The sequence below is a fragment of the Ancylobacter polymorphus genome, assembly GCF_030813495.1.
GTDB lineage: Bacteria > Pseudomonadota > Alphaproteobacteria > Rhizobiales > Xanthobacteraceae > Ancylobacter > Ancylobacter polymorphus.
The window spans coordinates 244,203-264,312 of the sequence record NZ_JAUSUI010000002.1 but is presented as its reverse complement, the minus strand read 5'-3'; the positions used below and the strand labels follow the sequence as shown (position 1 = coordinate 264,312).

General features: G+C 68.8%; 22 protein-coding genes and 1 pseudogene. 13 read left to right on the top strand and 10 right to left on the bottom strand.

Annotated elements, in window-relative coordinates; all coding sequences use genetic code 11:
* Positions 1-13: 13 nt before the first annotated feature.
* Complete coding sequence (locus J2S75_RS05565; protein WP_307018824.1) at positions 14-1,096, bottom strand: putative bifunctional lysylphosphatidylglycerol flippase/synthetase; 1,083 nt, start codon at positions 1,094-1,096, stop codon at positions 14-16.
* Between the two features lie 176 nt (positions 1,097-1,272).
* Positions 1,273-3,156, bottom strand: a complete 1,884-nt coding sequence (locus tag J2S75_RS05560) for a potassium transporter Kup (RefSeq protein WP_307018823.1) — start codon at positions 3,154-3,156, stop codon at positions 1,273-1,275.
* A gap of 575 nt (positions 3,157-3,731) precedes the next feature.
* Here J2S75_RS05560 and J2S75_RS05555 point away from each other — a divergent pair.
* Positions 3,732-4,487, top strand: a complete 756-nt coding sequence (locus J2S75_RS05555; protein WP_307018822.1) for a TetR/AcrR family transcriptional regulator — start codon at positions 3,732-3,734, stop codon at positions 4,485-4,487.
* Here the strand turns inward: J2S75_RS05555 and J2S75_RS05550 are convergent.
* Genes J2S75_RS05550 through J2S75_RS05540 form a run of 3 tightly spaced genes read right to left on the bottom strand, consistent with a single transcriptional unit; the run spans position 4,430 to position 7,124 of the window.
* Positions 4,430-5,287, bottom strand: a complete 858-nt coding sequence (locus tag J2S75_RS05550; protein ID WP_307018821.1) for an NAD-dependent epimerase/dehydratase family protein — start codon at positions 5,285-5,287, stop codon at positions 4,430-4,432. The genes J2S75_RS05555 and J2S75_RS05550 overlap by 58 nt on opposite strands.
* Entirely contained in the window at positions 5,284-6,459 is a 1,176-nt protein-coding gene (queG, locus tag J2S75_RS05545) for a tRNA epoxyqueuosine(34) reductase QueG (protein ID WP_307018820.1), read from the bottom strand. Before queG ends, J2S75_RS05550 begins: the two co-directional genes overlap by 4 nt.
* The gene (locus tag J2S75_RS05540) at positions 6,435-7,124 is read right to left on the bottom strand and encodes a glutathione S-transferase family protein (RefSeq protein ID WP_307018819.1); all 690 of its coding nucleotides are present in this window, start codon (positions 7,122-7,124) and stop codon (positions 6,435-6,437) included. The genes queG and J2S75_RS05540 overlap by 25 nt, the downstream gene beginning before the upstream one ends.
* A 182-nt stretch (positions 7,125-7,306) precedes the next feature.
* Between J2S75_RS05540 and J2S75_RS05535 the strand changes: the two genes are divergently transcribed.
* From J2S75_RS05535 to J2S75_RS05485, 11 genes and pseudogenes are all read left to right on the top strand, one after another.
* A complete protein-coding gene (locus tag J2S75_RS05535; protein WP_307018818.1) occupies positions 7,307-7,705 on the top strand; it encodes a VOC family protein in 399 nt (132 codons plus the stop codon).
* Between the two features lie 157 nt (positions 7,706-7,862).
* Positions 7,863-8,804, top strand: coding sequence for a sugar phosphate isomerase/epimerase family protein (locus J2S75_RS05530; protein WP_307018817.1), 942 nt, complete (start codon positions 7,863-7,865; stop codon positions 8,802-8,804).
* Positions 8,805-9,035: 231 nt separating this feature from the next.
* The gene (dnaK, locus tag J2S75_RS05525) at positions 9,036-10,931 is read left to right on the top strand and encodes a molecular chaperone DnaK (protein WP_244379808.1); all 1,896 of its coding nucleotides are present in this window, start codon (positions 9,036-9,038) and stop codon (positions 10,929-10,931) included.
* A 211-nt stretch (positions 10,932-11,142) separates the two neighbouring features.
* The gene (gene dnaJ, locus J2S75_RS05520) at positions 11,143-12,294 is read left to right on the top strand and encodes a molecular chaperone DnaJ (protein WP_307018816.1); all 1,152 of its coding nucleotides are present in this window, start codon (positions 11,143-11,145) and stop codon (positions 12,292-12,294) included.
* Positions 12,295-12,435: 141 nt separating this feature from the next.
* The gene (locus J2S75_RS05515) at positions 12,436-13,071 is read left to right on the top strand and encodes a class I SAM-dependent methyltransferase (RefSeq protein ID WP_307018815.1); all 636 of its coding nucleotides are present in this window, start codon (positions 12,436-12,438) and stop codon (positions 13,069-13,071) included.
* Between the two features lie 33 nt (positions 13,072-13,104).
* The gene (locus tag J2S75_RS05510; protein WP_307018814.1) at positions 13,105-13,689 is read left to right on the top strand and encodes an NADPH-dependent FMN reductase; all 585 of its coding nucleotides are present in this window, start codon (positions 13,105-13,107) and stop codon (positions 13,687-13,689) included.
* A gap of 48 nt (positions 13,690-13,737) precedes the next feature.
* On the top strand, positions 13,738-14,448 hold the full coding sequence (gene pyrF / locus J2S75_RS05505; RefSeq protein WP_307018813.1) for an orotidine-5'-phosphate decarboxylase: 711 nt from the start codon (positions 13,738-13,740) through the stop codon (positions 14,446-14,448).
* Positions 14,449-14,471: 23 nt separating this feature from the next.
* Positions 14,472-14,771 (top strand): annotated as a pseudogene (locus tag J2S75_RS05500) (DUF1330 domain-containing protein); the annotation flags it as partial.
* 51 nt (positions 14,772-14,822) lie between these two features.
* Entirely contained in the window at positions 14,823-15,092 is a 270-nt protein-coding gene (locus J2S75_RS05495; RefSeq protein ID WP_370874095.1) for a DUF1330 domain-containing protein, read from the top strand.
* Positions 15,093-15,281: 189 nt separating this feature from the next.
* Positions 15,282-15,524 carry a 30S ribosomal protein S21 gene (gene rpsU / locus J2S75_RS05490; RefSeq protein WP_018388665.1) on the top strand — a complete coding sequence of 81 codons (243 nt, stop codon included), beginning with the start codon at positions 15,282-15,284 and terminating at the stop codon, positions 15,522-15,524.
* Between the two features lie 93 nt (positions 15,525-15,617).
* Complete coding sequence (locus tag J2S75_RS05485) at positions 15,618-16,076, top strand: GNAT family N-acetyltransferase (RefSeq protein ID WP_307018812.1); 459 nt, start codon at positions 15,618-15,620, stop codon at positions 16,074-16,076.
* 12 nt (positions 16,077-16,088) lie between these two features.
* Here J2S75_RS05485 and J2S75_RS05480 read toward each other — a convergent pair whose 3' ends face one another.
* The 3 genes from J2S75_RS05480 to J2S75_RS05470 all read right to left on the bottom strand — a co-directional run bounded on the left by J2S75_RS05480 (position 16,089) and on the right by J2S75_RS05470 (position 17,420).
* Positions 16,089-16,361 carry a hypothetical protein gene (locus tag J2S75_RS05480; RefSeq protein ID WP_244379814.1) on the bottom strand — a complete coding sequence of 91 codons (273 nt, stop codon included), beginning with the start codon at positions 16,359-16,361 and terminating at the stop codon, positions 16,089-16,091.
* A gap of 164 nt (positions 16,362-16,525) precedes the next feature.
* Positions 16,526-16,927 carry a TIGR02301 family protein gene (locus tag J2S75_RS05475; protein WP_307018811.1) on the bottom strand — a complete coding sequence of 134 codons (402 nt, stop codon included), beginning with the start codon at positions 16,925-16,927 and terminating at the stop codon, positions 16,526-16,528.
* Positions 16,928-16,976: 49 nt separating this feature from the next.
* Positions 16,977-17,420, bottom strand: coding sequence for an NUDIX hydrolase (locus J2S75_RS05470; RefSeq protein ID WP_307018810.1), 444 nt, complete (start codon positions 17,418-17,420; stop codon positions 16,977-16,979).
* 137 nt (positions 17,421-17,557) lie between these two features.
* Here J2S75_RS05470 and J2S75_RS05465 point away from each other — a divergent pair, with 137 nt between their 5' ends.
* Complete coding sequence (locus J2S75_RS05465) at positions 17,558-17,866, top strand: hypothetical protein (protein WP_307018809.1); 309 nt, start codon at positions 17,558-17,560, stop codon at positions 17,864-17,866.
* Between the two features lie 25 nt (positions 17,867-17,891).
* Here the strand turns inward: J2S75_RS05465 and dapE are convergent, their stop codons facing one another.
* Together dapE and dapD are read right to left on the bottom strand one after the other, a co-directional pair.
* The gene (gene dapE, locus J2S75_RS05460; RefSeq protein WP_307018808.1) at positions 17,892-19,100 is read right to left on the bottom strand and encodes a succinyl-diaminopimelate desuccinylase; all 1,209 of its coding nucleotides are present in this window, start codon (positions 19,098-19,100) and stop codon (positions 17,892-17,894) included.
* A 147-nt stretch (positions 19,101-19,247) separates the two neighbouring features.
* The gene (gene dapD / locus J2S75_RS05455) at positions 19,248-20,090 is read right to left on the bottom strand and encodes a 2,3,4,5-tetrahydropyridine-2,6-dicarboxylate N-succinyltransferase (RefSeq protein WP_307018807.1); all 843 of its coding nucleotides are present in this window, start codon (positions 20,088-20,090) and stop codon (positions 19,248-19,250) included.
* Positions 20,091-20,110 lie beyond the last annotated feature (20 nt).

Here is a 20,110-nt window from a genome sequence, read left to right as displayed (position 1 = left end):
GGCGCGCGCCACCTCAGCCGGCGGCGCGGCGGCGTTGCGGCTTGGAAGCCTCGTCCGGCGCGGCGTCCGGCTCGATCACCGGCAGGGCGGCGAGCGGATCGGGCGAGATGCCCTTGGTGGCGTCGAGCCGGCGCCGGCTCATCATCAGTTCGCGCGCGCCCATCAGGATCAGCGCGATGGCGAAGGGCGTGACGTAATAGAGCAGCCGCAGCAGCAGCAGCGCGCCGAGCAGCGGCTCGGTCTCGAACTGCGGCAGCGCCACCAGCATCGCCGCGTCGAACACGCCGAGCCCGCCGGGCGCATGGCTGGCGAAGCCGAGCAGCGTGGCGGAGATGAACACCACGCCGAGCGCGATCGGATCGATGAAGGGCTCTTCCGGCATCAGCACATACATGGCTGCGGCGCAGAAGGAGAGATCGATGATGCCGATGACGATCTGCAGCAGGGTGAGCTTCCACCCCGGCAGGGTCACGGTCCAGTGCCCCTTGCCGACACCGATGCGGCGCGGCTTGAGCCCCACCCAGGTGACATAGGCGGCAAGGCCGGCGAGCAGAGCGAGGCCGATCAGCCGGTTGACCCAAGGCGGCAGGTGGTCCACCGCGCTCGCCGCCCAGGGCTCGACCGAGACGCCGAGGCCGAGAATGGCGATGTTGCCGAGCCAGAAGGTGAGGCCGGTGATGAAGCAGAGCTTCGCCACGTCCACCGCGCCCAGCCCGTGGGCGGAATAGATGCGGTAACGCACCGTGCCGCCGGTGAAGGCGGAGAAGCCGATATTGTGGCCGATGGAATAGGAGGTGAAGGAGGCCAGCGCCGCGACCCGATAGGGCACATGCGGCTTGCCGATGGTGCGCAGGGCGAACCAGTCATAGAAGGTGAGGGTGAAATAGGCCCCCGCCACGAGCAGCGCCGCCACCCCGATACGCCAGGGATCCGTGCCCGAGATCGCCTCCAGCACCTCGGTGGGCCGGATGTTGCGCAGCATCTTGTAAAGCACGAAGACGGCGATGCCGATGATGACGAGGCTCGCGACCAGACCGAGCGTGTGCCAGCCAAGCCGCGCACGCAGCCAGCCGGCGATCGCCTTCAGTCCCTTCATCGCGTCTCCGTCCCTGCTGTTATGCCAGTGTGCCGGCCAGCCCTAGCAGACCCGGCGGCCTTGTGAAACACGGTCGACCAAGCGTCGCATTAGCGCATCCCGCCAGCAGGCGCCACAGGACGCCGGACATGTGACGCGGCGGTGACGAGCGGTCAGTTACGCCCCGCCCCACCCGTTCACAGCCGGACCGGATAGCCGATCTCGATGGTACGCGGGCGCGGCAGGCCGAAGCGGTCGACCGAGCGCTCGGCATTGCGGGCGAGGAAGGCAAAGATATGGGCGAGCACGTCGCGCACGCCCAGAATATCGTCCGGCGGCATCACACGCTCGTGACCGATGACATAGACCGCGTCGTCGGGATCGACGCCCTGGGCATAGAGCGCCGGGCCCAGCACCGCCGGCACATCGATCTGCTGCATATAGCCGAAGCGCACATCGATGCGCAGATGGGCGGAGTCGAGCGGCAGCACGCGCACCCGCTCATCCACCGGCACGCGCGGGCGCGAGGCGACCCACACCGAGACGATGACAGCGCGGGTGAACTGCACGTTGAGCAGTTCCGACAGGCGCCCCAGCGCCACCGGCGTCATGGCTCCGCCACGGGAAAGGAAAATGGCGGTGCGCGGGCTCACGGCGCAGCCCGCCGGGCGGCCCTTGGCGACGAAATCGTCGAGCGGCTCGGTGAAACGGCGCTGCTGCAGACCCACCCCTTCCATGCCGCGCCGCCACGACACCATGACCACCAGCACCAGCGCGGCGATGGTGACCGGCAGCCAGCCGCCATCATGCAGCTTGGTGAGGTTGGCGGTGGCGAAAGAGAGGTCGATCACCCCCAGCCCGCCCGCCAGCCCCACCAGCGCCGGCCAGGGCCAGTGCCAGCGGCGGCGCACATAGGCGACGAACAGGAAGGTGGTGGAGACCATCGCCATCGCCACGGCGATGCCATAGGCGGAGGCGAGCCGGTCGGAGGAGCCGAAGGAGACGACGATGGCCGCGCAGGCCCCCATCATGATCCAGTTCAGCCGGCCGACATAGATGTGCTGGTCATTGTGCTCGCTGGTGTAGCGGATGCGCATCGGCGGCAGGTAGCCGAGTTCGATGGCCTGCTTGGCGAGGGAGAACACGCCGGTGATGATGGCCTGCGAGGCGATGATCGTCGCGAGTGTCGCCAGTATCAGCAGCGGTACCTCGAACATTTCGGGCGTCAGGTCGTAGAACGGGTTGCGCACGGATTCGCGGTGCACCAGCACATTCGCGCCCTGGCCGTAATAGTTGAGCAGCAGGGAGGGCATGGCAACGAACAGCCAGGCGCGGGTGATGACCGGCCGGCCGAAATGGCCGAGATCGGCATAGAGCGCCTCACCGCCGGTAACGGCCAGGAAGGTGGCGCCGAGAATGAGCCCGGAGAGCATGGGATTGTCGGCGAGCAGCAGGATGCCGTGGCGCGGATCCAGCGCCGCCAGCACCTGCGGCGCCTGCACGATGCCATGGATGCCCAGCGCCGCCAGCGACAGGAACCAAACCAGCATCACCGGCCCGTAAAAGGCGCCGATGCGCTCCGTGCCCGCGCGCTGGGAGATGAAGACGAGCAGAATGACCAGAACGGTGGCAGCGACGATCCAATGGTCGAGCTCGGGGGCGATCACCTCCAGCCCCTCCATCGCCGACAGCACCGAAATGGCAGGCGTGAGCACGCCATCGCCGATGAGCATGGCCGCGCCGACGAGGCCGGCGATCAGCAGGAACAGGCGCTTGCCCGTGGCGGAGCGGTGCAGGTCCAGCAGGGTGACGAGGGCCAGAATGCCGCCTTCGCCGTCATTGTCGGCCCGCAGCACCAGCATGACATATTTGAGCGTGACGGAGAGAATGATCGCCCAGCTGATGAGGGAGAGCAGGCCCAGCACGTCGGCATCGGACACGCCCGGGCCGCCCACCGCATTCAGCCCCTGCTTGAAGGCATAGAGCGGGCTGGTGCCGATATCGCCGAACACGACGCCGAGCGCCGCCAGCTCGGCGGTGAAGGGGATCGCCCGGCGCCCGGCGGAGCGGCGTTCAGCCATGCAACGCCCCTTCGCCGCGGCCGTGAGGCTCGCGGCCGGCGCAGGCGGCATGGTCCCGCCGTCCACTGATGGGGCGGCAGACGGGAGATAGGGGCGCGGGAGGCGAGGCGAAGGTACGGGGCATGAAGGCCGATTCACGCAGAACAATGCCGAGGCATCGGGGGCACTGCAGCAATACCCCGCCGCGCCATCGCCGCCAAGCGCTGTGTGAGCACCGCCAGGGCGGCGTCAGGACCCCCATATCGGGCCCCGCATTGCATGTTCACACACGAATGTGACTCGGCGGGGGCGGTACGGGACCAAGGCGAGGGAGGAGGATTCTGGGGGCGGTTGATCCCTCCTCCCTCTACCAGCGGAACTGACATGTCCAAAGGCTTGCGGGTTCCTTCGGACCAGCGCGGCTGGCGCGTCGATCCTTAAGCGGTTCGACCCGCCAGATCAACATCGGACCGAACCGTTCGGTCAATTGTGGATTTCAACCCGGCACCGGTGTTAGGATCGCTTGCCTGCCTGGGTCGATGCCGCGCACCGTATGGCGGACATCGCGCCTCATTGCTCCTCCGATTTGATTGTTCATGGCTGCTTTACCGGACTTCGCCCACCAGACGAGTGCCCAGCCTGCCGCCGGCCGAACGCCGGTCGGTCCGGGTACTGGCGGGGCGGCATCCACTCCCCCCGCGCCCAAACGGGAGCAGATTCTGCGCGGCGCACGCGAGGTGTTTCTCACCTCCGGTTATGACGGGGCCAGCATGGGCGAGATCGCCCGCGTCGCCGGCGTCTCCAAAGGCACGCTCTATGTCTATTTCGCCTCCAAGGAAGACCTGTTCGCCGCGCTGGTGACGGAGGAATGCAGCCGCACCGCCGAAGCCTGCTTCGAGCTCGACCCCGATGCTCCCACTGAGGCGACGCTGCGCGCCCTCGCCTCCCGCTATATCGAGGCCATGCTCGAACCCGCCCATATCCGCACGGTGCGGATGGTGATCGGCGTCGCGGAAAAGCTGCCGATCATCGGCCGTGCCTATCTCGAAGCGAGCCAGGAGGCCGGCGTGCTGCGGCTGTCCGGCTGGCTGCGGGCGAAAATGGCGCAGGGCGACCTCGCGATCGCCGATGTGGAGATGGCGGCGTGGCAATTCGTGCTGGGCTGCCAGGGCAAGCTGATCATGCCGATGGTGTTCGGCGACCCTTCCCGACCGGACGAGGCGGCCACCGCTCAGGTGGTGAACCATATGGTGGGGTCGTTCCTCGCCGCCTTTGCCGGTCCGCGCCTCGCCCCCTACGCTCCGGCGGGCACCGCCGCCAGCGCCGACAGTCCCTCGCGGAACGTCGGGTAGCGCAGCGCGCCGCCGATGAGCGCATGCAGCCGCGCATTGCGCACCCGCCGGTTATCGGCCCAGAAGGACAGCGCCATCGGCGACATGCGCGCGGACGCCTCCTCGAAGCGCTCGGGCGCCGGAGGTTCGACGCCGAGCAGCTGCGCGGCATGGCGCACGGGGGCGCAGGAGGGCGAGGGTTCGTCGTCCACCACATTCACCACACCGTCGAAGCGCTGCGCGAGCGCGGCGGCAATGGCGCCGGCGATGTCGTCGACATGGATTCGGTTGAACACCTGGCCCTCGCGCTCGATGCAGCGCGCGGTGCCGTCCGCCACGTCGATCAGCGCGTTGCGGCCGGGGCCATAGATGCCGCCGAGCCGCAGCACCGCCACCGGACGCCCGGCATGGCGGCCGAGGGCCTGCCAGCCGGCCTCCGCCTCGATGCGGCGGCGGGCGCGGGGCGCGGCGGCGGCGGTACCGGCGCTCTCGTCGATCCACGCCCCGCCGGAATCGCCATAGACACCGATGGTTGAGAGGTAGACCAGCGGCCCCTGCCCTTGCGCCAGCGCCTCGCCGAGTGGGCCGAGGAACGGGTCGCCCGCCTCCCCCGGCGCGGCGGAGATCAGCACCGCATCCGCGGCGCGGGCGGCGGCGAGCAAGGCCGGCGCGGCGTCACCGTCGAAGCGCAGCATCTCCATCCCGGCCGACGGCGCGCCCGTGCGGCTGGTGCCGATGCGGCGGGCGAACGAGGCGCCATGCAGGGCGACGAAGCGCCGGGCGCAATAGCCATGCCCGAGACAGAGCAGGGTTTGGGTCATGCGTGCTCTCCCGCTGAATCACTCAGGGCCAGTTGCCATTCCGTCCGCACATCGGCGTCCGTTTCGCCCGCATGGTCAGCGCTGAGGGCGGCGAAGGCAGCGGCCGGCAGCAGCCGGGCCAGCGCCCATACCGCCGCGCCGCGCACCAGCGGATCGGGATCGCCAAGATGCCGCTCGGCCTCGGGCGCGAGGGCCACATCGCCGGAATTGCCGATCGCCACCAGCACATTGCGCAGGAAGCGGGCGCGGCCGATGCGCTTGACCGGGCTCTTGGAAAAGCGCGCCCGGAACGCGGCATCGTCAAGCCGCGCCAGCTCCGCAAGCGCCGGGGCGCGGTTCTCCTCCCGTGCCGCAAGCCGCATCTCGCGGCCAAGCGCGGCGAATTTGTTCCAGGGGCAGGCGGCGAGGCAATCGTCGCAGCCATAGATGCGGTTGCCGATCAGCGGCCGCAATTCGCGCGGAACGGCGCCTTTCAGCTCGATGGTGAGATAGGAAATGCAGCGGCGCGCATCGATGCGGTACGGCGCGGGAAAGGCGTTGGTCGGGCAGGCGTCGAGGCAGGCGCGGCAGGAGCCGCAATGGTCGACCTCCGGCGCATCGGCCGGCAGGGCGAGATTGGTGGCGATGGCGCCGAGGAACAGCCAGGAACCCTTGTCGCGCGAGACGAGATTGGTGTGCTTGCCCTGCCAGCCCAGCCCGGCTGCCTGCGCCAGCGGCTTTTCCATCAGCGGCGCGGTGTCGACGAACACCTTGACGGCGACCGTGCCCGGCGCGCCGGCGCGGGGCACGAAGCGCGAGGCGATGCGCTTGAGCTTGCCCTTGATCAGCTCGTGATAATCGTCGCCGCGGGCATAGACGGAAATCGCCCCGCGCGTGCGGGCGGAAAGAATGGCGCGCGGGTCCTCGTCCGGCCCGTAATTCAGCCCGAGCATCAGCAGCGAGGCGACCTCCGGCCACATATTGGCCGGCGCGGCGCGACGTTCGGCCGTCTCTGGCATCCACGCCATCTCGCCATGCGCGCCATCCATTATCCACTTATGCAGGCGCGGCCCGGCATGGGGGATGGCGTCGGCCGCGGCGATGCCCATGGCGTCGAAGCCTTCCGCGCGGGCGAGCGCGAACAGGTGGTCCCTGGCCGCCTGTAGCGTCAGAAATCCAGATCCGCGTAGCACGGCGCCGGCGGCATGCCCGCCATGGTCAGCGCGAGCAGGGGCCGGAACGACGGACGCGACTTGATGCGGGCGTACCAGATCTTCGCTCCCTCATCTTCGTCCCAGGGCACGTCGCCGAGATAATCGACGCTGGAAATATGCGCGGCGGCGGCGAGATCGGCATAGGTCATGCGGTCACCGGCGAGCCAGTTCCGCGCCTTCAGCAGCCAGCCGATATATTGCAGATGATAACGGATATTGGAGCGCGCCGCGCGGATGGTGGCCATATCAGGCGGGCCGCCGCCGAGTTCGCGCGGGGTGTAGCGCTTGTACACCTTCTCGCGCACCAGCGGCTCGGAGACTTCGGCGAAGAATTTGTGGTTGAACCAGGAGGAGAGCCGGCGCACCTCTACCCGTTCGCCAATATGCACCGGCAGCAGCCGCCGGGCCCCGAGCGCGCTGCCGCGCGTCTCGTCGAGATATTCGGTGATGGGGTCGATGCCCGGCACCACGAAGCCGTCATCTTCCACCAGCACCGGCGTCGCGCCGGCGGGATCGAGCATGAGAAATTCCGGACGGCGCTCCCACACCCTCTCTTCGATCAGTTCGGGCTCGATGCCCATCTCGCTGAGGGCGAGACGCACGAGTCGCGAATGGGCGCAGAAGGGGTGGTGATAAAGCTGCATGTTCCGGGAGGGTTGTCGCGGACCGTGGGCGGGCGGCGCCTGAAATCGGTCTAGAAGGGATCGCGGCTCATCGCAAGCCATCGCGGCGTCAACATGGCGGGCGCGGCTCTGCCGGGCGCCGAACCCGGCCGGGCTTTTCGGGTTATGGTGTGCGAAGCGTTAACGGGGCAGGGAGAAGCACCATGGAAACGACGGCAGGGTCCGGGCGTGCGCACGGCATTTTCATCTGGAACGAACTCAACAGCCGCGACGTTCCCGCCGCCAAGGCGTTCTACGCGGCGACCATGGGGTGGACGTTCGAGCCCATGCCCATGCAGGGCGGGCCGGACTACTGGATCATCCGCCAGGGCGAGGCCCGGATCGGCGGCATCTTCCCGCTTGAGGGGCCGGAATTCGAGGGCATTCCCGAACACTGGCTGCCCTATATCGGGGTCGATGATGTCGATGCGCGCTGTGAACGCGCCCTTGCCGCCGGCGGCAGGTTGCTGCGTCCCCCGTTCGACGTGGCGGGGGTCGGCCGCATCGCCATCGTCTGCGATTCGCAAGGGGCGGTGGCGGGGTGGATGACACCGATAATGTGACCGGCCGCCGGACGCCTGGCGCAGCTAACCTACCGTAACTTCAAATGATTCGGACGATCCGTTACGTCCGTGCCATATATGTGCCGTAATATGGACGGGCCGGCGCCTCGCCGCCGCTCATTTCGTTCACGCCTGCCCCAAGGGGAAGATCGCCACGATGCAGTTTCACATCCCGGTTCCCGCCATTCGCGCCTGCGGCTTCTCCCTTCGTGAAGGGAGCCCCGAATTCGACGATGTGGGAGCCGGGCTCGACGAGGCGGAGGCGCTGGGCGTCGATCTCGTGGAACTGCCGGTCTATGCCTGGCATCTGGTGGTAAACGGACGCATCCTCGACAACCGGCTGAAAGACCTGGTCCGGGCACTGGAGGGCCGGCGGCTCGGCTACAGCGTGCATGGCGCGCTCGCGGTCAATCTGATGGACCTGCCCGAACGCCTGCCGCGCCATGAAGAGGTTCTGGCGGCGAACATCGAGATCGCCGCCGCCATCGGCGCGCCGCATCTCGTCATGCATTCGGGCTTCGTGCGCGATGCCGACGACGACCTCGAAGTCGCCTATTCCCGCCAGCGCGACGCCCTCGCCCGCGCTGGCGACCTCGCGGCGGCGAAGGGGGTGACGCTGTGCGTGGAGAACATCTTCCGTTTTGTTCACGCCCGGGAAACGGCAACGCCGGCCAAGCTCGCCGGCGAGCTGGCGGCGATCGATCATCCCGCCGTCAAGGCGACGCTGGATGTGAGCCACGCCTATATTCGCTGCACCGATGCGCGGCTCGACCCCCTCGCGGAGATGGCGGCGCTGGCGCCGCATATCGCGCATTTCCACCTGCACGATTCCTTCGGCCGGCCCAATGAGCGCCGGCCGGGCGATGTGTGGTACTACGACCCGGCCGAGGCGGTGGCCTTCGGCGAGGGCGATCTGCACCTGCCGATCGGCTGGGGCGGCATCGACTGGGACGCGGTGGTGCAGATGGTGCGCCCGCCCGCCGGCGCCGTCGCCATTCTCGAACTCAACCCCCGCCACTGGCGCGAACTGAGCGACCAGATGCCGGTGCTGCGCGCTTTGGCCGGGCGCTTTCAGGCGGCGGTAACGCCGGCGGCGTGAGCGCCGCCGCGCCCGCGCCATCCCCTTGCCGGGCGAGGCTTTCGCCGCGCGCATCTTTTCCGCGCACGCTGCTTCTTGCGGCGGAAACAGCCGCCCCCTATATCGGCCCCGAACGGCGCGGATAGCGTCGTACCCGATTGTTTGGGGGCCGGTCCGGGGGCGCGGCACATCTGACCGTACCTCCCCGGGTGCTTCAAGAAGGTCCGGCCGGCCTGCCGGAAGGAGAAACACATGTCTAAAGTCATCGGCATCGATCTCGGCACGACCAATAGCTGCGTCGCGGTCATGGAAGGCTCGACCCCGAAGGTGATCGAGAACGCGGAAGGCGCGCGCACCACGCCGTCCATCGTCGCCTTCACCGAGGATGGCGAGCGCCTCGTCGGCCAGCCGGCCAAGCGCCAGGCGGTGACGAACCCCGAGCGCACCTTCTTCGCGGTGAAGCGCCTCATCGGCCGCCGCTATGAAGACCCGATGGTCGAGAAGGACAAGAAGCTCGTCCCCTACCAGATCGTGCGCGCCGACAATGGCGATGCGTGGCTGGAAGCGGACGGCAAGAAGTACTCGCCCTCGCAGATCTCCGCCTTCACCCTGCAGAAGATGAAGGAGACGGCCGAGGCCTATCTCGGCGCCAAGGTCGACAAGGCGGTCATCACCGTCCCGGCCTATTTCAACGACGCCCAGCGCCAGGCCACCAAGGATGCCGGCCGCATCGCCGGCCTTGAAGTGCTGCGCATCATCAACGAGCCCACCGCCGCCGCGCTCGCCTACGGCCTCGACAAGAAGTCGGCCGGCACGATCGCGGTCTACGACCTCGGCGGCGGCACGTTCGACGTGTCCGTGCTGGAGATCGGCGACGGCGTGTTCGAGGTGAAGTCCACGAACGGCGACACGTTCCTGGGCGGCGAAGACTTCGACATGCGGCTCGTCACCTATCTCGCCGACGAGTTCAAGAAGGAGCAGGGCATCGACCTGCGCAACGACAAGCTCGCCCTGCAGCGGCTGAAGGAAGCCGCCGAAAAGGCCAAGATCGAGCTGTCGAGCGCCTCGCAGACCGAGATCAACCTGCCCTTCATCACGGCGGACGCCTCGGGCCCGAAGCATCTGACCATGAAGCTCACCCGCGCCAAGTTCGAGGCGCTGGTGGACGACCTGATCCAGCGCACCATGGAGCCCTGCAAGAAGGCGCTCAAGGATGCCGGCCTCACCGCCGGGCAGATCGACGAGGTCGTGCTCGTCGGCGGCATGACCCGCATGCCCAAGGTGCAGGAGATGGTGAAGCAGTTCTTCGGCAAGGAGCCCCACAAGGGCGTCAACCCGGATGAAGTGGTCGCCATCGGCGCCGCGATCCAGGCCGGCGTGCTGCAGGGCGACGTGAAGGACGTGCTGCTGCTCGACGTGACCCCGCTCTCGCTCGGCATCGAGACGCTGGGCGGCGTGTTCACGCGCCTGATCGACCGCAACACCACCATCCCGACGAAGAAGAGCCAGGTGTTCTCCACCGCCGAGGATGGCCAGACCGCGGTCACCATCCGCGTGTTCCAGGGCGAGCGCGAAATGGCGGCGGACAACAAGCTGCTCGGCCAGTTCGACCTCGTCGGCATTCCCCCGGCGCCGCGCGGCGTGCCGCAGGTGGAAGTCGCCTTCGACATCGACGCCAACGGCCTGGTCAATGTCTCGGCCAAGGACAAGGGCACCGGCAAGGAACAGCAGATCCGCATCCAGGCCTCGGGCGGCCTCTCGGACGCCGACATCGACAAGATGGTGAAGGACGCCGAGGCCCATGCCGAGGAAGACAAGAAGCGGCGCGCCGCCGTCGAGGCGAAGAACCATGCCGAGGCTCTGATCCACTCGACCGAGAAGTCGCTGGCCGAATATGGCGACAAGGTCGGCGCGGCGGAGAAGGCCGCGATCGAAACGGCGCTGGCCGATCTCAAATCGGCGATGGAAGGCAATGACGGCGAGGCGATCGCCGCCAAGACCAACACGCTGGCGCAGGCCTCCCTCAAGCTGGGCGAAGCCATGTATGCCTCCCAGCAGGGCGATGCCGGCAGCGCCGAAGCGCCGAAGGACGATGTGGTGGACGCCGAGTTCACCGAGGTCGACGACGACAAGAAGAAGTCGGCCTGATCCCTCTCTGAGCGCCGCCCCCGGATCTCATTCCGGGGGCGGATTTCTTTCCGTGGCCGCGCCGCCGGTGGCGCGCCGCCGCGGGTGGCGTTAAGCCCTTCACGCAGGCGCACCGCCCGGGTCTTTCCCGGCAAGGTTCCTGCATGGCGGCCCGAACCGCCCGCCGCAGGACGCGCCGGCGGCGGCCAAGGATGCGACGGCACAGCGACCCATGTCCAAACGCGACTATTACGAACTCCTCGAAGTCACCCGGACCTGCAGCGACGGTGAGCTGAAAAGCTCCTACCGCAAGCTCGCCATGAAGTGGCACCCGGACAAGAATCCCGGCAACAGCGATGCCGAGCTACGCTTCAAGGAGATCAGCGAGGCCTATGACGTCCTCAAGGACCCGCAGAAGCGCGCCGCCTATGACCGCTTCGGCCACGCCGCCTTCGACGGCGGCATGGGTGGGGGCGCCGGCGGCCCCGGCTTCGGCTCCGACTTCGCCTCGACCTTCTCCGATATTTTCGACGATCTGTTCGGCATGTCCGGCGGCCGGCGCGGCGGCGGGGGTGGCGGCGGACGCGGCGGGCGCGAGCGCGGCGCGGACCTGCGCTACAACATGGAAATCACGCTGGAGGAGGCGTTTGCCGGCAAGGATGCGACCATCCGCCTGCCGACCTCCATCACCTGCGAGAGCTGCTCGGGCAGCGGCGCCAAGCCCGGCACCCAGCCCACCACCTGCCGCACCTGCTCCGGTTCCGGCCGCATCCGCCAGGCGCAGGGCTTCTTCACCCTTGAGCGCACCTGCCCGACCTGCCAGGGCCGCGGCCAGGTGATCGAGGATCCGTGCCCGGCCTGTGCCGGCGCCGGCCGCACCACCAAGGAGCGCACGCTGGAAGTGGCGATCCCCGCCGGCGTGGAAGACGGCACCCGCATCCGCCTCGGCAATGAGGGCGAGGCCGGTGTGCGCGGCGGCCCGCCGGGCGACCTCTACATCTTCCTCTCGCTCGCGCCGCACGACTTCTTCCAGCGCGACGGGGCGGATCTGTTCTGCCGGGCGCCGATCTCCATGGTCACCGCCGCCCTCGGCGGCACCTGCGAGGTGCCGACCATCGACGGCGAAACCACCAAGGTGAAAATCCCTGAGGGCACCCAGTCCGGCAAGCGCTTCCGCCTGTCCGGCAAGGGCATGCCGGTACTGCGTAGCCGCACCCGCGGCGACATGTATGTGCAGGTCGTCGTCGAAACGCCGCAGAACCTGACGCGACGTCAGCGTGAACTTCTGGCCGAATTCGATGCGGAATGTTCAAAGGACACGCATCCCGAATCCAGCGGCTTCTTTGCCAAGGTGAAGGATTTCTTTGCCGGCGACGCCGATTAAGCCGGAAAACGTAATCGGCACGTCATCGCGGGGCCTTAACAGGAGGGCTTGCGGCCTTTAGTGTCGCTCTCGGTCCCCTGTCGCCCCGCGCGCCCCTGCGTGCCGCGCCTTCCCGCCACGGCTTACCGGAATCGAAGTCGCATGCTCCATCGTTCTGCCTGCCCCTCGCCGAAAGAGCGCCCCGACGAAGTTCGCTTCCTCCAGTCCTGGCTGCAGAATCCGCTCCGCACCGGGGCGGTGTCGCCCTCGGGCCGGGCGCTGGCCCGCACCATGGCGAACTATGTCGACCCCGCGCAGGACGGCCCGGTGATCGAACTCGGTCCCGGCACCGGCCCGGTCACGGCGGCGCTCATCGCCCGGGGCGTCGCGCCGGAGCGGCTGGTGCTGATCGAGTACAATCCGGAATTCTGCAAGCTGCTGCGGCTGCGCTTCCCCGCCGCCACGGTGATCGAGGGCGACGCCTACAACATGGCCCGCACGCTCGAAGGCCAGCTCGACCGCCCGTCCACCGCCGTCGTGTCGAGCCTGCCGCTGTTCACCCGCCCGGCGCCGGAGCGCCACGGGCTGCTCGACCAGGCCTTCGGGCTTTCGGTGCCGCGCGCGCCCTTTATCCAGTTCACCTATGCCGTCGTCTCGCCGGTGCCGCTGGCGCCGGAGCGGTTCGACGCCCATGTCAGCCAGCGCATCTGGGCCAACCTGCCGCCGGCGCGCGTCTGGGTGTATCGCTCCACCAAGCGCGAGGCCGCCGCGCCGGAGCTTGCCGCCATCGGTGCGTGAGGCCGGAAGCGCCGCCACCACGGGAGGTTCTTCATGCGCCCGCCGCGTATCCTTAGCTTCGCCGGGTCCATCCGCACCGGCTCCTTCTCCGCCAGCCTCGCCGCGCTGGCGGCCAAGGAACTGGCGCAGATGGACTGCGAACCGGTGCTGCTCTCGCTCGCCGACTATCCGATGCCGATCTATGACGGCGATCTCGAAGCCACGGAGGGCGTTCCGCCGGCCGCCAAGCAGCTGCGCGACCAGCTCGCCCGCGCCGATGGCGTGTTCATCGCCACGCCGGAATACAATGCCGGCCTGCCGCCACTGCTGAAGAACGCGCTCGACTGGGCGAGCCGCGTGCGCGGGGGTGAGGGCGACGCGTTCAAGGGGCCGGTCTATGCCATCGGCTCCTCCTCCCCCGGCGGGCTCGGCGGCTACCGCGCCTCCATGATGCTGCGCCAGACGCTGGCGCTGGGCCTCGGCTGCCTCGTGCTCGCCGAGCAGGTGATGGTGGCCGGCGCCTCCCACGCCTTCGACGCGCGCGGCGACTTCACCGACGAGAAGGCGCGCGAAAGGTTGCGCGCGGTGATGACAGCGCTTATCGAGCAGGCGGCGCTGCGGGCGGGTCTGCGCGCCTGAACGAGACGGCGTCTTCCCCTGGAGGGCGCGAGCGCGGAGACCGTCTGCATGCACGCCCCTGTTCCCGATCCGCGCGACCGGCTCATCGTCGCGCTCGACCTGCCCTCGGTCGGGGCGGCGGAAAGCGTCATTACCCGCCTCGGCGACAGCGTGAGCTTCTACAAGATCGGCTATGAGCTCGGCTTTGCCGGCGGGCTGGGCCTTGCGCGCGAATTGATCGCCGACGGGCGCAAAGTGTTCATCGACTTCAAGCTGCACGATATCGGCAACACGGTGGCGCGCGGGGTCGCCAGCCTCGCCGCGCTGGGCGCCAGCTTCGCCACCGTGCATGCCTACCCCCAGACCATGCGCGCGGCGATGGAAGGCAAGGGCGCCAGCCCGCTGCGCATTCTCGCCGTCACCGTGCTCACCTCCTATGACGAGGCCGATCTCGGCGAGGCCGGCTATGGCGCCGGCGTCGCCGCCACCGTGGCGCGCCGGGTGGCGCAGGCGCGCGAGATCGGCATTGACGGCATCGTCTGCGCGCCCACCGACGCCGCCTCGGTGCGCGCCGCGCTGGGGGCCAAGGGCGCCATCGTCACCCCCGGCGTGCGGCCGGACGGCAGCGATGTCGGCGACCAGAAGCGCATCGCCACGCCCTTTGCCGCCATCCGCGCCGGGGCCGATCATCTCGTGGTCGGGCGCCCCATCGTCGCCTCGCCCGATCCCGCCGCCGCCGCCCGCGCGGTGCAGGCGGAGATCGCCCGCGCGCTTTCCTGAACCGACGCAGAAGGACCGACCCCATGGCCAAGGGCTACTGGATCAGCCGCCTCGATGTGCATGACACCGAGGGCTACAAGCCCTATCTGCAGGGCGCGGAGCCGGCGATCGCCGCCTTTGGCGGGCGCTTCCTGGTGCGCGGCGGCACGCCGGAGGCGCTGGAAGGCACCGCCCTGTCGCGCAATGTCGTGGTGGAGTTCGAGGATTACGATACCGCGCTCGCCTGCTTCCGCTCGCCGGAATATCAGGCCGCCTATGCCCATCGCGTCGCCTCCTCGGACGGCGATCACCTCATCATCGAGGGCTATGCGGGCGACCAGCCGGCTTCAGGGACGATCGAAGGCCCGGCGGACGGGCCCGGCACCGGCTATTGGGTGATGCGGATCGACGTGCACGACATGGAGACCTACAAATCCTATGTCGCCGCCGACGCGGTCGCCATCGCCAAATATGAGGGCTGGTTCGTCGTGCGCGGCGGCCGGCATGAGGCGGTGCACGGCACGGCGCGCTCGCGCAATGTGCTGATCGCGTTCAAGGACCTTGCCACTGCGCTCGCCTGCTATCACTCGCCGGAATATCAGGCCGCCCTAGCCTTCCGCGCCAAGGCGGCGGTAGCGGAAGTGATCGCCATCGCCGGGGTCTGAGAACGCCGTTTCGGCGCCTCACGCGGCTTTGTCGCGCCCCGCGCCGCGCACCGGTGGACAAGGCGGGTGAGTCCTGCTATGTGCCCTCACCCTGATTGGCTGCCCGTCGTCCCGGAGGCTCCGGAACACCCGCGTCAATCGCCAGAATTCAACGATGCGCGACACGCGAAGCACGAAAGAGGAAGACACGTGCAGGTTCTCGTTCGGGACAACAACGTCGACCAGGCCCTGAAGGCGCTGAAGAAGAAGATGCAGCGCGAGGGCATTTTCCGCGAGATGAAGCTGCGCGGACACTACGAGAAGCCGTCCGAGAAGCGCGCCCGCGAGGAGGCCGAGGCCGTCCGCCGCGCGCGCAAGCTGGCCCGCAAGCGCGCCCAGCGCGAAGGCCTGCTGCCCTCCAAGCCCAAGGTCGTTCCCGGCGGTCCGCGCTGAGACGACGCGGCGTCCCCTCGCGGGAGCCGTCTTTAAGCGCATCCCGAGCGCGGTGACGCCTGTCGCCGCGCTTTTTGCGTTGGAGATTCCGCCATGCCGGCCATCGTCTCGGACCTGCGCACGGTGCCGGCCTTCGCGCCCCTCGTCGCCGATCGGGTCTGGCGCGCCTGGTGGGAGGGAAAAGGCGTACCGCTCAGCGACCTGCGCGCCCGGCTGGACGAGAGCTTCGGCACGGACCCGGTGCCCTCCACCTTTGTCGCGCATGAGGGCGCGCGCTTTCTCGGTTGCGTCGCGCTGATCGCCTGCGATGTCGAGGAACGGCCCGCGCTGACGCCCTGGGTGGCGGCGCTGTGGGTGGAGCCGGAGGCCCGCCGGCAGGGCATCGCGGCGGCGCTGATGGCGCGGGCGACGGAAGCGGCCTTCGCCGCCGGCCATCCGCGCGCCTATCTCGCGGCGGTGCCGGCGCTGGCGGCCTATTATGCGGCGCGCGGCTGGGCGCTGGTTGAATCCGATATCGACGGGCTGGAGATTTTCGCCCGGCAGCGCAGCTGAAGGCGCCGCCGCCTACTGGCGGTTATAGGGGATCGTGTATTCCCCGGCGCGGATGCGCTCGGCCAGACGCTCGGCAAAGCCGGCGGCGGCTTCCTCGCCATAGGTGGCGACCATGGAGCGAATGGCGGTGAACAGCGCCGCCTGCGCCAGACAATCCTCGTCCAGCCCGTCATAGACGGCTTCGTTCCACGCCTCATCGAGATAGGCGAGCGCGGCATGGCGCTCATCCTCATGGGCCTGATCGGCCTTGTCGTCGATGTCGAGCGTTTCAGGATGCTGAGACAAACCAAATCCTCCGCGTGCCGGTCTTCCGCCCCGCGGGGCACGCAACGCCCGAACCTTAGCATGCCGTGCCGGCACGTCCGCCCAAGAATTGAAGGACGGTTAATTTGCCGCGGCATAAAAGCGACAGCTGTGACATAATCGTGCGGCCGTGGCGGCGTAGTTGCTCAGTTGCTGCCGTAGCGCGTCGCCACGTCGCGGGCGAGCTTGGCCCCGGTTTCGAGATAACGCTGGCTGGCAAGTTCCGCCGAGGGCGTGCAGCTGCGATAGACCTGGCGATAGCTTTCATAGCCATTGTTGAAGGCGGCGGTGAGCTGGCCGCGCCGGTCGCCCGAGGGCGCCTCCACATCGAGCAGGCCCTGCATCTCGTCACGCCAGCGCGCGGTTTCCGCCGCGCCGCAGAGCGGGCGCAAATAATGCAGCGCCCCGAGAATTTCAGCGAGATGCATGAGGTCCGCCTCATAGGGCGGGGCGCCGCCCTGCGTCGCCTGCGCCGCCGCCGGCAGCGGGGCGAAGGCGAGGCACGCCAGCAGGGCGAGCAGGAGGGAACCGGGCGCGGAGCGTCGCATGAAGCTGGGATGCGCCGCCGCCGCGCGGGCGTCAAGAGCCCCGGCGCCGCTATTGTGCCTCTGGCACATCATCCGCCTGCGCCAGCAGAAAAGCCGCCTCGACGATGCCGGCGAGCCCTTCGGTGGTTTCCGTGGGAAGGGCAGAGGGCAGAAACCAGCCGACTTCCGCCGCCTCCGGCCCGGTCGAAGGTTCGCCCGCCACCCAGCGCGCGGCATGGCTGACGACGACGAAATGGGCGGTCAGCGTGCCGTCCTTGTCGCGCGGCAGGATGTCGAGCGCGCCGGCGACGCCGAGCACCTCGCAGGCGACGCCCACCTCCTCCATCACCTCGCGCGCGGCCGCCTGCGCCAGCGTTTCGCCGGCCTCCACCCGCCCGCCGGGCAGCGTCCACAGCCCCTTTGCCGGCGCGTTGCCGCGCCGCGCCAGCAGCACCCGCCCCTCGCGGAAGACGGCGGCGCTGGCGGCGAGCACGGGACGAATGGGCATGGTCATGAACGGGCCTCCGGCCAGGGAATCGCGGCTCATCCTAGCCGGTTTTGCCCGCCTTCCCGAGGGCACGCGCCCGAAAGGAGCCGCAATCGCGGCCGAAGCTGGCAGGCGTGGAAGCAGGGGGGAACATGGGGAACATCATGAGCGGGACGACACAGCGCGGCGCGCATGCGGGACACAGGGGCGCGGGCGTCCTGCTGGTCGCGGGAGCGATGCTTCTCGCCAGCCTGCCGGCGGCCGCGCAGACCGCCGCGCCCGGCACCAAGCCGGCGGCGCCGGACCCGAAGAGCGACCCGCTCTGCGCCTCCTATGGCGCCGGCTTCGTCCGGCTGGCCGGCTCCTCCACCTGCGTGAAGATCACCGGCAGCGTGCAGGGCGATTTCTATGCCACCGATGTCAACAGCGCAGGCCGGGTCGACGCCCTGACGCCGGGGCTGAAGAGCAAATAGGCGGCGCGGCCGAAGCCCACGCGCCTCAGCGCCCGCGTGCGGCGAAGTAACGGGCGATCACCTCCGCGAAGACACGGGTGAGCGCGGCCACCTCATTGACCGGCGTCGCCTCGTCCACCGCATGCATCGAGGTGCCGACCAGACCGAATTCGATCACCGGGCAGAAATCCTTGATGAAGCGCGCATCCGAAGTGCCGCCCGTCGTCGAGAGTTCCGGCTGCCTTCCCGTCGTCTGAGCGATCGCCGCCACCACGAGATCGACGAATTCGCCCGGCGCGGTGAGGAAACTGTCGGAAGAGCGCGGCTCGAAGGCGAGGGCGTAGCGCAGCTCATTGCCGGCAGCGGCGCTCAGCCGGCGGCTGATCTCGGCGGCCAGGGTTTCCGGCGTCCACAGGTCGTTGAAGCGGATGTTGAAGCGGGCCCGTGCCTCGGCGGGAATGACGTTGAAGGCGGGATTGCCGACATCGACCGAGACGATTTCCAGGTTCGAGGCCTGAAAATGCGCGTTGCCGCCATCGAGCGGCTCGGCCTTTAGCGCGGCGAGCAGCTTCACCATGCCGGGGATCGGATTCTCCGCGAGATGGGGGTAGCCGACATGGCCCTGCTTGCCCAGCACGGTGAGCGTGGCGGAAAGCGAGCCGCGCCGGCCGATCTTCACCATGTCGCCGAGTTCCACCCGCGAGGTCGGCTCACCGAGCACGCAATGATCGATGCGCTCGTCGCGGTCGGCCAGCCAGCGCAGCAGTTTCTCCGTGCCGTTGATCGCCGGGCCTTCCTCGTCGCCGGTAATGAGGAAGGAAATCGAGCCCGGCAGCTCCGCGTGGTCGGGGTCATGGCCATGGGCGCCGGCGAAATCGAGCCCGGCGGCGATGAAGGCGGCCACGCCCCCCTTCATGTCGACGGCGCCGCGCCCATAGATGACGCCCTCATGGATCGCGCCCTCGAAGGGCGGAAAGCGCCACTGCGCCGCATCGCCGGGCGGCACCACGTCCGTATGGCCGGCAAAGCAGAGATTGGGGCCGCGCGTGCCGAAGCGGGCGTAGAGATTCTCCACATCCGGCGTGTCCGGGCTGGTCAGCGTCACCCGGTGGGTGGAAAAGCCCGCATTGGAGAGCAGCGCGTCGAGATAGGCGAGCGCCCCGCCTTCGGCCGGCGTCACCGAAGGGCAGCGGATCAGCGTGCGCAGGATGTCGATCGGATCGGCGGGAGGCTGGGAGGGTGCGGTGGCGATCATGCATGTTCCTCTCATCGTCATCCCGGACGGCCACAGGCCGATCCGGGAGCGCTCGCCGACGGCGTGCCCGGCCGCCGCCGGCGATCCCGGCTCTTCGCTACGCTTCGGCCGGGATGACGGTCAAGCGGGAGCGCGAGGAACCCCCGCTCAATCGCGCAGCAGGTCGTTGATCGAGGTCTTGGAGCGGGTCTGCTCGTCCACGCGCTTGACGATGACCGCGCAATAGAGCGACGGGCCCGGCTGGCCATTGGGGAGCGGCTTGCCGGGCAGCGCGCCGGGCACCACGACGGAATAGGCCGGCACCTCGCCGACGAAGATCTCGCCGGTGGCGCGGTCGACGATCTTGGTGGTGGCGGAGATGAACACGCCCATGGAAAGCACCGAACCGCGGCGGACGATCACGCCTTCCACCACTTCCGAACGGGCGCCGATGAAACAGTCATCCTCGATGATGACCGGGCCGGCCTGCAGCGGCTCCAGCACGCCGCCAATGCCGACGCCGCCGGAGAGATGCACATTCTTGCCGATCTGCGCGCAGGAGCCGACGGTCGCCCAGGTATCGACCATGGAGCCGGAATCGACGCGGGCGCCGAGATTCACGAAGGAGGGCATCAGCACCACATTCGGCGCGATGAAGGCCGAACGGCGGACGATGGCGCCCGGCACGGCGCGGAAACCAGCGGCGCGGAACTCGCCCTCGCCCCAGCCCTCGAACTTGGAGGGCACCTTGTCCCACCAATGCGCGCCGCCGGGGGCGCCGGGAATGGCGGTCATGTCGTTGAGGCGGAAGGAGAGCAGCACCGCCTTCTTCAGCCACTGATTGACGGTCCAGTTGCCGTCCGCGCCCGGCTCGGCGACGCGCGCCGCCCCGGCGTCGAGCATCGCCAGCGCCTCGTTCACCGCGTGGCGGATCTCGCCGCCGGTCTCGAAATTGACCTCCGCCCGGTGGTCGAAGGCGGTTTCGATGATGCTCTGAAGCTGGCTCGACATGTCATTCTCCGCTGTTCGCG

Bases quoted from the DNA above. Each gene is read 5' to 3' on its own strand.
- J2S75_RS05465 (WP_307018809.1), top strand. From the start codon at position 17,558: ATGAGCGGGACGACACAGCGCGGCGCGCATGCGGGACACAGGGGCGCG.
- J2S75_RS05560 (WP_307018823.1), bottom strand. From the start codon at position 3,156: ATGGCTGAACGCCGCTCCGCCGGGCGCCGGGCGATCCCCTTCACCGCC.
- dapD (WP_307018807.1), bottom strand. From the start codon at position 20,090: ATGTCGAGCCAGCTTCAGAGCATCATCGAAACCGCCTTCGACCACCGG.
- J2S75_RS05555 (WP_307018822.1), top strand. From the start codon at position 3,732: ATGGCTGCTTTACCGGACTTCGCCCACCAGACGAGTGCCCAGCCTGCC.
- J2S75_RS05540 (WP_307018819.1), bottom strand. From the start codon at position 7,124: ATGCAGCTTTATCACCACCCCTTCTGCGCCCATTCGCGACTCGTGCGT.
- J2S75_RS05515 (WP_307018815.1), top strand. From the start codon at position 12,436: ATGCTCCATCGTTCTGCCTGCCCCTCGCCGAAAGAGCGCCCCGACGAA.
- J2S75_RS05550 (WP_307018821.1), bottom strand. From the start codon at position 5,287: ATGACCCAAACCCTGCTCTGTCTCGGGCATGGCTATTGCGCCCGGCGC.
- J2S75_RS05485 (WP_307018812.1), top strand. From the start codon at position 15,618: ATGCCGGCCATCGTCTCGGACCTGCGCACGGTGCCGGCCTTCGCGCCC.
- J2S75_RS05475 (WP_307018811.1), bottom strand. From the start codon at position 16,927: ATGCGACGCTCCGCGCCCGGTTCCCTCCTGCTCGCCCTGCTGGCGTGC.
- pyrF (WP_307018813.1), top strand. From the start codon at position 13,738: ATGCACGCCCCTGTTCCCGATCCGCGCGACCGGCTCATCGTCGCGCTC.
- dnaJ (WP_307018816.1), top strand. From the start codon at position 11,143: ATGTCCAAACGCGACTATTACGAACTCCTCGAAGTCACCCGGACCTGC.
- J2S75_RS05565 (WP_307018824.1), bottom strand. From the start codon at position 1,096: ATGAAGGGACTGAAGGCGATCGCCGGCTGGCTGCGTGCGCGGCTTGGC.
- J2S75_RS05470 (WP_307018810.1), bottom strand. From the start codon at position 17,420: ATGACCATGCCCATTCGTCCCGTGCTCGCCGCCAGCGCCGCCGTCTTC.
- dapE (WP_307018808.1), bottom strand. From the start codon at position 19,100: ATGATCGCCACCGCACCCTCCCAGCCTCCCGCCGATCCGATCGACATC.
- J2S75_RS05530 (WP_307018817.1), top strand. From the start codon at position 7,863: ATGCAGTTTCACATCCCGGTTCCCGCCATTCGCGCCTGCGGCTTCTCC.
- J2S75_RS05510 (WP_307018814.1), top strand. From the start codon at position 13,105: ATGCGCCCGCCGCGTATCCTTAGCTTCGCCGGGTCCATCCGCACCGGC.
- dnaK (WP_244379808.1), top strand. From the start codon at position 9,036: ATGTCTAAAGTCATCGGCATCGATCTCGGCACGACCAATAGCTGCGTC.
- J2S75_RS05535 (WP_307018818.1), top strand. From the start codon at position 7,307: ATGGAAACGACGGCAGGGTCCGGGCGTGCGCACGGCATTTTCATCTGG.